This window comes from Idiomarina sp. 29L (assembly GCF_004123135.1).
Classification (GTDB): domain Bacteria; phylum Pseudomonadota; class Gammaproteobacteria; order Enterobacterales; family Alteromonadaceae; genus Idiomarina.
Map to the genome: position 1 here is coordinate 326,492 of NZ_SDJS01000001.1, position 14,056 is coordinate 340,547.

A 14,056-nucleotide genomic window follows, 5' to 3' on the forward strand; every position below is an offset into this window, starting at 1 on the left:
ACCTCCGATTACATGCGGAAGACGCCAAAGCGGCTGTCTTCAATCGGTGCATTTAATGAAGCGGCAAGGCTTAATGCCAGAACTTCGCGCGTTTGTGCCGGGTCAATAATGCCGTCGTCCCATAAGCGGGCAGACGCGTAATACGGGTGACCTTGTTTCTCGTACTGCTCAACAATCGGCTTTTTCAGCGCTTGTTCTTTTTCTTCGCTTAAACTTTCACCTTTGCGCGCTAAATTATCTTTGGTGACCTGCGCCATAACGCCTGCAGCTTGCTCACCACCCATGACCGAGATACGCGCATTTGGCCACATGAACATCATGGTTGGATCATAAGCGCGACCACACATGCCGTAGTTACCGGCGCCATAGCTACCACCAATTAAGACGGTAAACTTAGGCACTTTCGCACAGGAAACGGCCATAACCATTTTCGCGCCGTGTTTGGCAATGCCTTCGGCTTCGTACTTTTTACCGACCATAAAGCCGGTAATGTTTTGTAGGAACACCAGTGGAATTTTTCGTTGGGCACAAAGCTCAATAAAGTGGGCTCCTTTTTGTGCCGACTCGGAAAACAAAATGCCGTTATTCGCCACAATACCAACGGGGTAGCCATCAATGCGGGCAAAACCCGTCACCAGCGTATTACCGTAGTTGGCTTTAAATTCGTCAAAGTCAGAATCATCAACAATGCGCGCAATGACTTCGTGGACGTCATAAGGTTTACGCAGGTCGGTACCGACAATGCCGTACAGCTCTTTGGCGTCATAACGAGGTGGCTTTGATGGTTGGCGGTCCAACTGAGTTGGTTCACGGCGGTTAAGGCGTGCTACCGAGCGACGTGCTAAAGCTAAAGCATGTTCATCGTTGTGAGCAAAATGGTCGGCAACACCGGAAATGCGTGTGTGCACATCGGCACCGCCAAGCTCTTCGGCGGAAACTTCTTCACCCGTTGCCGCTTTAACTAGCGGGGGACCGGCTAAGAAAATAGTACCTTGCTCTTTAACAATAACGCTTTCATCCGCCATAGCAGGTACGTACGCACCGCCAGCAGTACACAGACCCATAACCACCGCAATTTGAGGAATTCCTTTGGCTGACATGTTGGCCTGGTTAAAAAAGATTCGACCAAAGTGTTCTTTGTCCGGGAAGACTTCATCCTGGCGGGGCAGGTTAGCGCCGCCAGAGTCGACTAAATAAATACACGGTAAGTGACAACGCTCGGCAATTTCTTGAGCGCGCAAATGCTTTTTCACGGTCAACGGGTAATAGGTGCCGCCTTTCACGGTGGCATCATTGGCGATGATCATGCACTCAGTGCCTTCTACCTGACCGATACCAGCAACGACACCTGCAGAAGGTACGTAGTCCTCGTAGCAGTCCCATGCCGCAAACTGACCCACTTCTAAAAATGGCGAGCCAGCGTCCAATAATTTATTAATACGGTCACGAGGCAGTAATTTACCGCGAGATAAGTGGCGCTCCTGATACTTAGGACCGCCACCTTGGTGTATTTGTGCTGCTTTTTCTTGTAAGTCGTCAACCACAGCCTGCATCGACTCGTAATTTGCAGTGTACTGCTCATCACGAGTGTTTACTTTACTCGATAAAATTGCCACAGCGCAGCCTCCCGTTATTTGGATTCGCTGAAGATTTCACGACCTATCAGCATGCGGCGAATTTCTGATGTACCCGCACCTATTTCGTACAGTTTTGCGTCACGTAACAAGCGACCCGTTGGATACTCATTAATGTAGCCGTTACCGCCTAATAATTGAATGGCGTCCAGCGCCAATTGAGTGGCTAATTCAGCCGCGTATAAAATAGCACCAGCTGCGTCTTTGCGAGTCGTCTCTCCACGATCGCATGACTGGGCTACTGCGTAAACGTAAGCGCGAGCTGCATTAGTACGAGTGTACATATCAGCAACTTTACCCTGGACTAATTGGAACTCGCCAATTTTTTTGCCGAACTGCTTACGGTCGTGAATATAAGGGACGCAAGCGTCTAAGCATGCTTGCATAATGCCTAATGGCCCTGCTGAAAGAACTGCGCGCTCGTAGTCCAGACCGCTCATTAGTACAGCGACACCTTCGTTAAGCTCACCCAAAATGTTCTCTTCAGGAACTTCAGCGTTTTCGAATACCAGCTCACAGGTATTTGAACCGCGCATACCAAGCTTGTCGAGCTTTTGCGCCTGGCTGAATCCAGGGGTGTCTTTTTCGACGATAAACGCAGTAATACCCCGAGAGTTTTTCTCAGGTTCCGTTTTTGCGTAAATGACGAAAACATCGGCATCCGGACCGTTAGTGATCCACATTTTGTTGCCATTAAGAACGTATTTGTCACCTTTTTTCTCAGCACGCAGCTTCATGCTGACAACATCCGAGCCGGCGTTAGGTTCGCTCATAGCAAGAGCACCAACATGTTCACCGGTACACAGCTTTGGTAAGTATTTTTTCTTCTGCTCTTCGTTACCATTACGGTGAATTTGGTTCACACAAAGGTTTGAATGTGCACCGTAACTCAGACCTACTGACGCTGAAGCACGGCTAATTTCTTCCATAGCGATAACGTGCTCAAGATAGCCCATACCCGAACCACCGTATTCTTCAGCAACGGTTAAGCCAAGTAGACCCATGTCGCCAAGCTTACGCCATAAATCGCTTGGAAATTCATTTTTCTCGTCAATGTCTGCAGCGCGTGGTGCAATTTCATCACGAGCGAAAGCATTAACTTGCTCACGGATCATGTCGGCCGTTTCGCCGAGGCCAAAATTAAAAGTGGTGTATTGACTAATCATAACGACTCCTGAGAGTGAACTTTGGATGTTGACTGCTGAATAACTTCAAGTTCGTCCTGGCACCGTTGTTCCAGACCGCTGAGTTCCGTCAGCAATACATTAATGTCTTCCATTTGTTGTTTGAGTGAGACTTTTTTCTCACTAATAAGCTCAAGTACCTTTTGTAGTTGTGCAGCGCTGCTGTTATCTGCGTCGTAAAGCTCAAACAGGCGACGCGTTTCAGCCAAGGAAAAGCCTAAACGTTTGCCCCGCAAAATGAGTTTTAAACGGACTCTGTCTTTATTGGTATAGATGCGCTGTTGGCCCTGTCGCTTTGGTGAAAGCAGGCCTTCGTCCTCATAGAAGCGGATGCTACGAGTGGTAATGTCAAATTGCTTTGCCAGTTCACCAATACTGTAGGTAATTTTATTGTTCATCGGTACTTGCTTTTTGGTTGCTCTGGGATCTAAGCTTAGAGGAAGTTTACGTTAACGTAAAGTGCATTTGGAGGAAAGATGTCAAGCGATTCGATCGTGATTGTAGCGGCCAACCGCACGCCAATGGGCGGTTTTCAGGGCAGTTTGAGCGACGTAGCTGCACCCAATTTGGGCGCGGCAGCGATAAAAGCAGCCCTTAGTAATAGCGGCTTAAGCGCCGATGATATTTCGGAAGTTATTATGGGTAATGTGCTACCGGCTGGTTTAGGTCAGGCGCCGGCTCGCCAGGCGATGCTATACGCAGATTTACCTCGCTCTACAGGCGCGACCACCATTAACAAGGTGTGTGGTTCTGGCTTGAAAGCCGCAATGATGGCGCACGACTTAATTAAGGCGGGCTCTGCTGATGTTGTGGTTGCTGGTGGTATGGAAAGCATGTCCAACGCGCCGTATATGTTGCCAAAAGGCCGCAGCGGCTACCGTATGGGGCACGGGCAGGTGCTTGATCACATGATGCTGGATGGTCTGGAAGATGCCTACGAGCATAAGGCGATGGGTGTTTATGCCCAGGGAACGGCCGATGATTATGGTCTTGACCGTGAGGCGATGGATGAATTTGCGATTCATTCACTGACTAAAGCTCAAACGGCTATTAAAGACGGTTTGTTTGAGGGGGAAATTACGCCGGTAACTTACTCGACTCGTAAAGGCGACGTGACCGTTGATACCGACGAGCAACCAGGCAAAGCGCGTTTAGACAAAATTCCTGAACTTCGTCCTGCGTTTAAGAAAGACGGCACCATTACTGCAGCGAACTCAAGCTCTATATCCGATGGTGCAGCGGCACTTATTTTAATGCGTGAGAGTGATGCAAAAGCGAAAGGTCTTACGCCGTTAGCGCGGGTGATGGGTCACGCGACACATTCGCAAGCACCTTCTGAGTTTACAATTGCCCCAATTGGCGCAATGAACTCGTTGTTGAAGAAACTGGACTGGACGAAGGACGACGTTGATTTGTGGGAAATTAACGAGGCCTTTGCGATGGTTACTATGCTGGCAATTCAGGAAATGAAACTGGATGCGAGCAAAGTCAATGTGCATGGTGGCGCTTGTGCGTTAGGACATCCGATTGGCGCAAGTGGCGCTCGCTTATTGGTGACGTTGCTGCATGCATTGAAACAAAAAGGCCAGAAACGCGGCGTCACCTCGCTGTGTATTGGCGGCGGTGAAGCCGTTGCTCTGGCTGTGGAAATGCTCTAATCGGCGTTGGTAATAGAGGTTAGCGGGCGGGTTTTAGGTTTTGTACTCGCCCGGCTAACCAAACAGCCAGGACGATAACGGAAGCGCCAATGGTTAAGCGGGTATAGTCGAAAGACTGCTCCCAAAATAAGACGTTAACCAGAATTCCTGCAGGAATGAGCGCATTGTTCATGGTGGCGAGTTGCCCGGTGTTAACCCATTTGCTGGCGAGGTTCCAGCCAAGGTAGCCGAGGCCGGAGGCAACAATGCCCAACCAGAGCAAAATACCCCACTGGAGTTCTGTGGTGGGTAGTAGGCTGAAGTCAGCAAAAAGCAGCACGCCAAGGCCGGCAATGACACTGGCGCCAAAGAAAAAAGCGGCAAACTGCTGAGTTTGGGCAAGGGTCTTACCTGTTGGCAAACGTTTGTAAGCAACTTGACCTAAGGCAAAGCACGCATTGGCTGCTTGAATTAAAAAGAAGCCAGTGATGAAGTCATCGGACAATGGCTGATATCGAATAATGGCTGCACCACCGACTGAGACAGCTGCCGCCAACCACCATAGCAGTGGCAAGTGTTTGCGGTTGAGTATCAGCTCGTCAATTAGAGTAATGTAGAGCGGCGTAAAAATAGTGAACAAAAGTACTTCAGCAACGCTCAAATACAAAAATGCGTGGTACAAAAATAAATACATGGCGCCAATTTGGATGGCTCCAATAATGGCAAGCTTGCCCAGTTGAGGTAGCTGCCCACTTTTGGGCGATAAATGCCGCCAACGGAATAAGGGTAAAACGGTTAACAGTGCTAGAATCATGCGCACAAAAACGACAATATAGCCGTCAACTTGTCCGGCAAGATAAACGCCAATGAGAGAAAAACTGGCGGCCCAAAGCAAAGTAATCAGAATTAAGAGGGTCACGTTAAAGGCTCACTTAACTAAATTCGTTCATTATGATGTGAACAAAATAACACAACAAGAAGGTGAATTATGTCTAAGAAAGTGCCTCTGTACATAGATGGCGAATTTGTCGCCTCAAAGTCGGAACAGTGGATTCCTGTCACCAATCCAGCGACACAGGAAGTTATCGCCGAAGCGCCCGTTGCCACTCAAAGTGAAATGGAGGCAGCGGTTGAGAGCGCGCGCGAAGCGTTTAAAACCTGGAAAGAAGTACCTGTATCAGAGCGTGCTCGCGTAATGATGCGTTATCAGGCACTGCTTAAAGAGCATAAGGAAGAAATTGCTGAAATTCTGGCTCAGGAAACCGGTAAGACATTTGAAGACGCAAAAGGCGATGTCTGGCGCGGTATTGAAGTGGTTGAACACGCAGCTAATATCCCTTCGTTATTAATGGGCGAAACGGTTGAGAACGTTGCTCGCAAAATTGACTCATACAGCTATACGCAGCCGCTAGGTGTCTGCGCTGGTATTACACCGTTTAACTTCCCGGCAATGATTCCGCTTTGGATGTTCCCGTTGGCAATTGCCTGTGGCAATACCTTTATTCTTAAGCCGTCTGAGCAAGATCCTTTAACACCAACGCGTTTGGTCGAGCTGTTTGAAGAAGCGGGTGCTCCAAAGGGCGTTCTGCAAGTCTTACATGGTAATAAAGAGCAAGTTGACTTCTTACTTGATCACCCTGACGTTCGTGCATTGTCATTCGTGGGCTCAGTACCGGTAGCTGAGTACATTTACCGCCGTGGTACGGAAAACGGTAAACGTGTTCAGGCGTTTGCCGGTGCGAAAAACCACTGCGTTATTATGCCGGACGCTAACAAGCAGCAAGTTATCAATAACTTGGTTGGTTCGTCGGTTGGCGCCGCTGGCCAGCGGTGTATGGCAATTTCTGTCGCTGTGTTTGTTGGCGCAGCGAAAGAGTGGATTCCGGAAGTGGCTGAAGCTATTGCTAAAGTTCGCCCGGGTGCCTGGAACGATGAAAACGCCGCTTATGGCCCCGTCATTAGCCCACAAGCAAAAGAGCGTGTTGAAGCCTTAATTACTCAGGGTGAAAAGGAAGGCGCGAAGCTTTTAGTCGACGGACGTAACTGTAAAGTTGACGGCTTACCGAACGGTAACTGGGTTGGTCCGACCGTGTTTTCTAATGTCACGCCAGATATGGAAGTCTATAAAACGGAAATTTTTGGTCCGGTGTTATGTGCGACTGAAGTCGACAGCCTGGAAGACGCTTTAGAGCTGGTTAATAACAACCCATACGGTAACGGTACGTCTATTTTTACTGCCAGCGGTGCGGCTGCTCGTAAATATCAACACGAAGTTGAAGTGGGTCAGGTCGGTATTAACATTCCAATTCCGGTACCTCTGCCATTCTTCTCGTTTACTGGCTGGAAACGTTCATTCTTCGGTGATCTCCACGCTTATGGTAAGCAAGCGGTGCGTTTTTACAGCGAAACGAAGACTGTGACGGCGCGCTGGTTCGAGAGCGACATTGATGAAGTCGCCGGTCCAAATATGTCGATTAACCTTAGGTAGTAGGGAATAACGATGAACTTTGAACTGACAGAAGATCAACAAGCCTTTGTCGATACAGCAAAGGCCTTTGCTGAAAAAGAGCTGGCGCCTAATGCGGCGAAGTGGGACGAAGAACACCATTTCCCAATAGAGGTTTTCCGTAAAGCCGGTGAAATGGGCTTTATGGGCATGTACACGCCTGAAGATGCGGGTGGTTTTGGTATGAGCCGACTCGACTCTGCTTTAATTTTTGAGCAACTGGCGGGTGGTTGTACGGCCACTACGGCCATGATGACCATTCACAACATGGTCACCTGGATGATTGGCTCATTCGGAAAGCAGTCTGTAATTGATGAATGGGTGCCAGAATTGGTGACGGGTGAGAAGTTAGGTTCTTACTGCCTGACGGAGCCAGGTTCAGGGTCAGATGCAGCGAGCTTACGTACCAGTGCGAAAAAAGATGGTGACGAGTATGTTTTGAACGGCTCCAAAATGTTCATTTCTGGAGCGGGTGAGACTGACGTATTAGTCGTTATGGCGCGTACGGGTGAAGACGGTCCGAAAGGTATCTCGGCGTTTGCAGTACCTGCCGATGCTGAAGGCATTGTCTACGGTAAAGCGGAAGACAAAATGGGTTGGAACGCTCAACCAACTCGCTTAGTGACGTTTGAAGACGTTCGTATTCCGGCAGAAAACCTGCTGGGTAAAGAAGGCGAAGGCTTTAAATTTGCCATGATGGGCTTAGACGGTGGTCGCATTAACATTGCCGTTTGCTCTGTCGGTACCGCTCAAGCAGCGCTGAATACAGCTAAAGCTTATATGCAGGAACGTACTCAGTTTGGTAAGCCTCTGGCGGCATTCCAGGCATTGCAGTTTAAGTTAGCCGATATGGCTACTGAACTGGTGGCCGCGCGTCAAATGGTGCGGTTGGCTGCTAGCAAAGTCGACAATAACGATGCGGACAAAACCACGTATTGCGCGATGGCTAAGCAATTTGCAACCGATGTTGGCTTTAAAGTGTGTAACGACGCACTGCAGTTGCACGGTGGTTATGGTTACATCAAAGAATACCCGCTTGAGCGTCACGTTCGCGATGTTCGTGTTCACCAGATTCTGGAAGGCACGAACGAAGTGATGCGTATGATCATTGGTCGCCGTATGTTGGCGGATAACGACCGAGAAATCTTGTAAGGAGACTCCATGCAAGACGTAGTACTTTTTGAAGAACTGAACGCCGGTGACAAAGTCATCGGCGTTGCTACATTAAATTCCGAGAAATCGCTCAATGCGCTGAGTTTGGCAATGGCTGAAAAGCTACTGCCGCAACTGAAAGAATGGGCTGAGAACGACGAAGTAGCCTGTGTCTGGCTGCAAGGCGCTGGTGAAAAAGCGTTTTGTGCCGGCGGCGATATTGTTGCTATGTATAAAGCCATGCAGGCAGAGCCTGGCAAACTGGTGGAGGAAGTGGAAAACTTCTTCACACAGGAATATCAGCTAGATTACTTTATCCAGACATTCCCTAAGCCTTTCATTTGCTGGGGCGACGGTATTGTTATGGGTGGTGGTATGGGCTTAATGAATGGTGCCAGCCACCGCATTGTGACTGAACGCTCTTTACTCGCCATGCCGGAAGTGACGATTGGCTTATACCCTGATGTTGGCGCAACCTATTTCTTGAATCGCATGCCTGAGGGATGCGGCCTCTTTCTAGGAATTACAGGCGCCACAATGAATGCTAATGATGCACTTTACTTAAACCTGGCTGACCACTTTGTTGGGCACGACAGCAAAGAAGCTATTTTGACGGCATTAAAAGAGACTGAATGGGGCGATACTGCGGCCCTTAATAAACAAAAAGTGACTGACTTATTAAGCTCGATTGCAAGCAGTGACACGACCGCATTACCTGCTCCTCAAGTTGAGCCGCACCAGTCGTTAATTTCAGAGTTAACCTCAGGCAATGACATTGGCGATATAGTTGAGCGTATAGTAAATGATGAAACTGACGACAAATGGTTAGCGAGAGCGCGTAAGAACTTAGCGAATGGCTGTCCGTTCACCTCTCACTTAGTCTGGAATCAGTTGCAACAAGGCTCAGATTTGTCATTAGCGGATTGCTTTCGTTTAGAGTTAACTCTGTCCTGTAATTGCGCGGTTCGTGGGGACTTTGCGGAGGGCATTCGAGCGTTGTTGATTGATAAAGATAAGAATCCACAATGGCAGCATAGCTCGGTAGCGGAAGTCCCAGCAGAGGAGGTTGATGCATTCTTCTTACCTCCATGGGGTGACAGAGCGCATCCGTTGGCTGATCTTGATAAATAAAACGAACAAACAAGAAGGAGTGCCAACATGGCAACCGTAGGATTTATTGGTCTGGGTAACATGGGTGGTCCAATGGCCAGCAACTTGGCAAAAGCAGGCCACAAGGTTAAAGCGTTTGACTTGTCAGAGGAAGCGTTAAAAGCCGTTGTGGCTGATGGCGCAACGGCAGCGAAAACCGCTGAAGAAGCTATTGATGGTGTTGAGTTTGTGGTTTCAATGTTACCGGCAGACCGCCACGTTAAAGGTGTTTATTTAGGTGACAATGGACTTATTAACAAACTGTCGAAAGATCAGTTAGTTATCGACTGCAGCACTATTTCTTCAGATACTGCGATGTACGTCGGTGAAGAGCTTGAAAAAGCGGGAATTGCTTTTATTGATGCGCCGGTGTCCGGTGGCGTTGGCGGTGCAAAAGCAGGCACGTTAACCTTTATTTGTGGCGGTACAGAGACAAATGTTGACCGCGCACGAACTGTGTTGAATGACATGGGTAAAAACGTGTTTCGCGCGGGCGATGTGGGTGCAGGGCAAATTGCCAAAATCTGCAACAACATGCTGCTATCTGTATTAATGGTAGGCACATCAGAAGCACTGCAACTAGGCAAGGCGAACGGGCTTGACCCGAAAGTGCTGTCTGAAATTATGTTAGCGAGCTCGGGTCGTAACTGGACATTAGAGGTGTACAACCCATGTCCGGGCGTTATGGAAAACGTACCGTCAAGTAATGACTATCAGGGCGGCTTTCTGGTCGACCTAATGGCGAAAGACTTAGGCTTAGCACAGCAAACCGCGTTAGAAAGTGGGGCGGCGACGCCAATGGGATCATTGACACGTAACCTTTACCACAGCTGGTCTGAACAAGGTCATGGTCGTCAGGACTTTTCCAGTATTTTTAACTATGTGGCACCTAAGTCACAGAAGTAACTTAAGAATTGAGGAAACACATGCAAATTAAAGACAGTGTGATTGTAATTACCGGTGGCGCTCAGGGGCTGGGACTTGCTATGGCTGAAGATTTTGCCAAGCAGGGCGCTCAATTAGCGCTTATCGATATTAACGGCGACGTGCTGGGTGATGCTCAGGAGCATTGCGAGAAGTTAGGCGCGGCTAAGGTTGTCGGCTATGAGGTTGATATTACCGACGAAGAATCGGTAGAAACCGTTTTTGAACAAATTCAGCAAGAGTTTCATGGCATTGATGTATTAGTTAATAACGCCGGCTTGCTGCGTGATGGTTTATTGATTAAATACAAAGATGGCGAACTCAAGCAGAAAATGCCACTGCAACAGTTCCAGTCCGTGTTAGACGTGAACTTAACAGGTACGTTCTTATGCGGTCGTGAAGCAGCGGCGCAAATGGTGAAAGCCGGTAAAAAAGGCGTCATTATTAACATTTCTAGTGTTGCCCGCGCAGGTAATATGGGGCAAACCAATTACTCTGCAACGAAGGCGGGCGTAGTCGCTATGACCGTTACCTGGGCGCGTGAATTGGGTCGCTATGGTATTCGTTGTGGTGCTATTGCTCCTGGCTTTATTGAAACGCCAATGACCGCTCAAATGAAGCCGGAAGCGGTTGAACGCGCGTTGTCTATGGTGCCGTTAAAGCGCTGGGGACAGCCCAATGAAATCGCGCACAGCGCACGCTATATCATTGAAAACGACTTTTTCAGCGGCCGTGTCGTTGAAATTGATGGCGGCGTTCGACTGTAAATCGCATTAGATAAAGTAATGTAAATAGCCGAATGATGGGCGTCTCTGTTATAGTAGCGATTAATTAAAAACAGAGACGCTTTTTTATTGGCATGCGCAAATTACCTCCCTTAAATGCACTGAAATCCTTTGAAGTGGCCGCGCGTCATCTTAGCTTTACTAAGGCTGCAGAAGAACTATTCGTTACCCAGGCGGCAGTAAGTCATCAGGTTAAAGCACTAGAAGACTTTCTTGAGCTTAAGCTGTTTATTCGCCGGAATCGGTCGTTGTTATTGACTGAAGAAGGGCAGGAGTACTATCTGGAACTCCGTGATATTTTTGAACAATTGGCGCAAGCTACGGATAAGCTACGTCTGGTATCAGAGCGAGGTGCGCTCACAGTCTCGGTGCCTCCCAGTTTTGCCATTTTATGGTTTGTTCCACGGCTAAGCAGTTTTCGGGAAGCTCACCCGGATATGGATATTCGTATTAAGGCGGTGGATGAAATTAGTGGCTCTCTCACTGATGACGTTGATGTTGCTATTTATTATGGGGACGGACGTTGGCCAGGCGTAAAAGCGTATCAGCTGCACGAAGAATACTTATGGCCGGTGTGTTCACCGTTATTGCTGAATAAAGCTGATATAAAAGAGCCTGCAGATTTATTCAAACAGACACTACTGCATGATGAAACGCGTAATGCCTGGAAAGATTGGTTTCAGTTGGTTGGCTTGCCTCAGTATAAGGGCGATAACGGCCCAGTATTCAGTCATTCAAGTTTGGCGTTACAAGCGGCGGTGCACGGGCAGGGTGTTGCATTAGCCAATAACGTATTAGTGAAACCTGAAATTGATAGTGGTCATTTGGTGAGAATATTCCCGCAGGCCTTACAGCGGAATAAAGCCTTTTATTTGGTTTGCCGTGACAACCAGGCCGAAATCGGTAAAATCGCGACCTTTCGACAGTGGTTGCTCGATATTGTGCAGCAGGAAGAGCGAGAGTTTAAGGAATGATGCGTTATCAGCGGCAAAACCCACAGGGCACAATCCGGGTTGTATTTTTACATGGCTCCGGCGGTGGTCCCGATACAGCGTTTATGAATTACTTTGCGGATCAGTGTGTAGCGCTTGGTACCGAGGTTATTCGACCTGACTTTCCATACTGGGAAAAAGTGCGGGAAACAGGAAAGCCCAGACCGCCAAACAGAATGCCGATATTAGTTGATGCGGTGGAAACGCTATTAAACGACTTGCAGCAAGACAATAAGCCTTTGGTGTTAATGGGCAAATCGCTGGGCAGTCGAGTCATGTTGCGGGTTGCTAATTCGTTCAACGCTAAGGCAGCTATTGCGTTAGGTTTTCCGTTCCATCCGCCACAAAAGCCTGAAAATTCGCGTCTGGAAGAGTTAGCAATGACTACAGCGCCTGGCCTCATTCTGCAGGGAACGCGCGATCCCTTTAGCAAGCCTTTAATGAAGAAGAAAGAGCAAGGTGAATGTGTCACTTTGCCTGACAACTGGGCTCTGCATTGGCTGGAAGGGGCTGATCACAGCTTTGAAGCAACGAAAGCGAAATCGGCAGACACACCTGTAATTTGGCAGCAGGCGGCAACAGCAATTAAGGAGTTTATTCAATGAGTCAGTTATTTTTAATTGCAGCGGCTCTGCTAGGGGCAACGGGAGTCATACTAGGCGCGTTTGCAGCGCATGGCCTTAAGTCCAAGTTGACTGAAAACTTATTGAATGCGTTTGAAACCGGCGTTACGTATCAGTTTTATCACGCGTTGGCGTTAATGGCATTAGCCTTGTGGCTTAAACAATCCTCGTCAGGGTGGTTGGTCGCCAGCGGCTATTTATGGCTTGCTGGTGTTATTTTGTTTTCCGGCAGTTTATACGCGTTAGCGATTACCGGTATTAAATGGTTCGGGCCAATAACGCCGCTCGGTGGTCTATTATTTATAGCGGGCTGGATAAGCCTGCTAATTGGCGCAATAAAGTTAGGAGCAGTGAGTTAATGAGCGGAATTATTTTATTGTGTCGCGCTGGTTTTGAAGGCGACTGTGCAGCAGAAATACAAGACAAAGCAACAGAACTTGGTATTTACGGTTATTGCCAGACACAGCCGAACCAAGCCTATGTCACTTATAACTGTCAGGCTGAAGAAGCGGAGCACATTGCGCGCAAACTGCCATTAAAGGACTTGGTGTTTGCCCGCGAAATGTTTGCGTTGTTAAGTCCGGTTAAACTGGCAGGTATTGAAGATCGCGCCAGTGAGGTCATAAAAGCGCTAGAGCCACACCGGGAGACCTTTGGTCTAGCTGGTGAGCTGCGGGTTGAAACGCCTGATACGAATGAAGCCAATCAGCTGTCGAAGTTTTGTCGTAAGTTTAGTGTTCCGCTTCGTCAGGCGTTGCGTAAAGAAGAGCTATTAAGCAATAAGCCTTTGGCAAAACGCCCTTTACTGCACGTGCTTTTTGTTAATTCTGCGCATGCCTTGGTTGGTTATTCTTATAGCTATAACCAGACCCCTTATGACGGTGGTATTTTACGTTTAAGAATGCCAAAGGACGGACCGAGCCGTTCAACGTTGAAGCTTGATGAAGCCTTTCAGGTTTTTGTGCCCGAAAATGAGCAGGAAAAACGTATCCAGCCCGGTATGAAAGCCGTTGATTTAGGGGCCGCGCCGGGGGGCTGGACCTATCAGCTGGTGCGTCGCGGCATGATGGTACAAGCGGTTGATAATGGTCCTATGGCTGACTCGTTAATGGAAACCGGGCAGGTTCAGCATATAAAAGAAGATGGCTTTAAGTTTCGCCCTAAGCGCAAAAATATTCACTGGCTTGTCTGCGATATGGTGGAAAAGCCTGCGAGAGTCGGCGAATTGATGACGAGGTGGTTGTTAGAAGGTGACTGTCAGGAAGCGATTTTTAACCTGAAGCTACCCATGCGTCAGCGCTACGCTGCCGTAAAAGAGTATTTGGATCAGATAAAAGATCAGCTACAAACAGAAGGCACGAAGCCTTTCGAAATTCAGGCGAAACACCTGTATCACGACCGTGAAGAAGTCACGGTACACTTACGTTGGTTGCCAAAGCAGTAAATGAAAAGAGGAAGCAGGCTTTCGCC

General features: G+C 48.4%; 14 protein-coding genes. 10 read left to right on the top strand and 4 right to left on the bottom strand.

Features of this window, described 5'->3' with window-relative positions:
* Positions 1-8 precede the first annotated feature (8 nt).
* Genes EST55_RS01570 through EST55_RS01580 form a run of 3 tightly spaced genes read right to left on the bottom strand, consistent with a single transcriptional unit; the run spans position 9 to position 3,216 of the window.
* Positions 9-1,616, bottom strand: coding sequence for a carboxyl transferase domain-containing protein (locus EST55_RS01570; RefSeq protein ID WP_129496267.1), 1,608 nt, complete (start codon positions 1,614-1,616; stop codon positions 9-11).
* A 14-nt stretch (positions 1,617-1,630) separates the two neighbouring features.
* Positions 1,631-2,800, bottom strand: coding sequence for an isovaleryl-CoA dehydrogenase (locus EST55_RS01575; RefSeq protein ID WP_129496268.1), 1,170 nt, complete (start codon positions 2,798-2,800; stop codon positions 1,631-1,633).
* Positions 2,797-3,216 (bottom strand): MerR family DNA-binding transcriptional regulator, encoded by a 420-nt coding sequence (locus EST55_RS01580; protein ID WP_088768430.1) that lies wholly within the window; start codon positions 3,214-3,216, stop codon positions 2,797-2,799. The genes EST55_RS01575 and EST55_RS01580 overlap by 4 nt, the downstream gene beginning before the upstream one ends.
* Before the next feature lie 78 nt (positions 3,217-3,294).
* On the opposite strand from EST55_RS01580, the gene EST55_RS01585 reads away from it, so the two are divergent.
* On the top strand, positions 3,295-4,476 hold the full coding sequence (locus EST55_RS01585) for an acetyl-CoA C-acyltransferase (protein ID WP_129496269.1): 1,182 nt from the start codon (positions 3,295-3,297) through the stop codon (positions 4,474-4,476).
* Between the two features lie 19 nt (positions 4,477-4,495).
* On the opposite strand, the gene EST55_RS01590 is transcribed toward EST55_RS01585, so the two are convergent.
* Positions 4,496-5,374: an EamA family transporter gene (locus EST55_RS01590; protein ID WP_129496270.1), complete on the bottom strand. Its 879-nt coding sequence runs from the start codon at positions 5,372-5,374 to the stop codon at positions 4,496-4,498.
* 69 nt (positions 5,375-5,443) lie between these two features.
* Between EST55_RS01590 and EST55_RS01595 the strand changes: the two genes are divergently transcribed.
* The 9 genes from EST55_RS01595 (at position 5,444) to rlmM (ending at position 14,030) form a co-directional block, all read left to right on the top strand.
* A complete protein-coding gene (locus EST55_RS01595; protein ID WP_129496271.1) occupies positions 5,444-6,943 on the top strand; it encodes a CoA-acylating methylmalonate-semialdehyde dehydrogenase in 1,500 nt (499 codons plus the stop codon).
* A 12-nt stretch (positions 6,944-6,955) separates the two neighbouring features.
* Positions 6,956-8,113 (top strand): acyl-CoA dehydrogenase family protein, encoded by a 1,158-nt coding sequence (locus EST55_RS01600; RefSeq protein ID WP_100690356.1) that lies wholly within the window; start codon positions 6,956-6,958, stop codon positions 8,111-8,113.
* 9 nt (positions 8,114-8,122) lie between these two features.
* Positions 8,123-9,244: an enoyl-CoA hydratase/isomerase family protein gene (locus EST55_RS01605; protein ID WP_129496272.1), complete on the top strand. Its 1,122-nt coding sequence runs from the start codon at positions 8,123-8,125 to the stop codon at positions 9,242-9,244.
* Positions 9,245-9,271: 27 nt separating this feature from the next.
* Positions 9,272-10,168: a 3-hydroxyisobutyrate dehydrogenase gene (gene mmsB, locus EST55_RS01610; protein WP_129496273.1), complete on the top strand. Its 897-nt coding sequence runs from the start codon at positions 9,272-9,274 to the stop codon at positions 10,166-10,168.
* A 20-nt stretch (positions 10,169-10,188) separates the two neighbouring features.
* On the top strand, positions 10,189-10,953 hold the full coding sequence (locus EST55_RS01615; RefSeq protein ID WP_129496274.1) for an SDR family oxidoreductase: 765 nt from the start codon (positions 10,189-10,191) through the stop codon (positions 10,951-10,953).
* 92 nt (positions 10,954-11,045) lie between these two features.
* Positions 11,046-11,945 (top strand): transcriptional regulator GcvA, encoded by a 900-nt coding sequence (locus tag EST55_RS01620; protein WP_088768422.1) that lies wholly within the window; start codon positions 11,046-11,048, stop codon positions 11,943-11,945.
* Complete coding sequence (locus tag EST55_RS01625; protein WP_240665222.1) at positions 11,942-12,568, top strand: alpha/beta fold hydrolase; 627 nt, start codon at positions 11,942-11,944, stop codon at positions 12,566-12,568. The genes EST55_RS01620 and EST55_RS01625 overlap by 4 nt, the downstream gene beginning before the upstream one ends.
* Positions 12,565-12,945, top strand: a complete 381-nt coding sequence (locus tag EST55_RS01630; RefSeq protein WP_129496275.1) for a DUF423 domain-containing protein — start codon at positions 12,565-12,567, stop codon at positions 12,943-12,945. The genes EST55_RS01625 and EST55_RS01630 overlap by 4 nt, the downstream gene beginning before the upstream one ends.
* Entirely contained in the window at positions 12,945-14,030 is a 1,086-nt protein-coding gene (gene rlmM / locus EST55_RS01635) for a 23S rRNA (cytidine(2498)-2'-O)-methyltransferase RlmM (RefSeq protein ID WP_129496276.1), read from the top strand. The genes EST55_RS01630 and rlmM overlap by 1 nt, the downstream gene beginning before the upstream one ends.
* The last annotated feature ends 26 nt before the right edge of the window (positions 14,031-14,056 follow it).

What these genes read in the sequence shown, in the direction of transcription:
- rlmM (WP_129496276.1), top strand. Translation starts at nt 12,945, where the DNA reads ATGAGCGGAATTATTTTATTGTGTCGCGCTGGTTTTGAAGGCGACTGT.
- EST55_RS01630 (WP_129496275.1), top strand. Translation starts at nt 12,565, where the DNA reads ATGAGTCAGTTATTTTTAATTGCAGCGGCTCTGCTAGGGGCAACGGGA.
- EST55_RS01575 (WP_129496268.1), bottom strand. Translation starts at nt 2,800, where the DNA reads ATGATTAGTCAATACACCACTTTTAATTTTGGCCTCGGCGAAACGGCC.
- EST55_RS01585 (WP_129496269.1), top strand. Translation starts at nt 3,295, where the DNA reads ATGTCAAGCGATTCGATCGTGATTGTAGCGGCCAACCGCACGCCAATG.
- EST55_RS01620 (WP_088768422.1), top strand. Translation starts at nt 11,046, where the DNA reads ATGCGCAAATTACCTCCCTTAAATGCACTGAAATCCTTTGAAGTGGCC.
- EST55_RS01625 (WP_240665222.1), top strand. Translation starts at nt 11,942, where the DNA reads ATGATGCGTTATCAGCGGCAAAACCCACAGGGCACAATCCGGGTTGTA.
- EST55_RS01580 (WP_088768430.1), bottom strand. Translation starts at nt 3,216, where the DNA reads ATGAACAATAAAATTACCTACAGTATTGGTGAACTGGCAAAGCAATTT.
- EST55_RS01615 (WP_129496274.1), top strand. Translation starts at nt 10,189, where the DNA reads ATGCAAATTAAAGACAGTGTGATTGTAATTACCGGTGGCGCTCAGGGG.
- EST55_RS01605 (WP_129496272.1), top strand. Translation starts at nt 8,123, where the DNA reads ATGCAAGACGTAGTACTTTTTGAAGAACTGAACGCCGGTGACAAAGTC.
- EST55_RS01595 (WP_129496271.1), top strand. Translation starts at nt 5,444, where the DNA reads ATGTCTAAGAAAGTGCCTCTGTACATAGATGGCGAATTTGTCGCCTCA.
- mmsB (WP_129496273.1), top strand. Translation starts at nt 9,272, where the DNA reads ATGGCAACCGTAGGATTTATTGGTCTGGGTAACATGGGTGGTCCAATG.
- EST55_RS01600 (WP_100690356.1), top strand. Translation starts at nt 6,956, where the DNA reads ATGAACTTTGAACTGACAGAAGATCAACAAGCCTTTGTCGATACAGCA.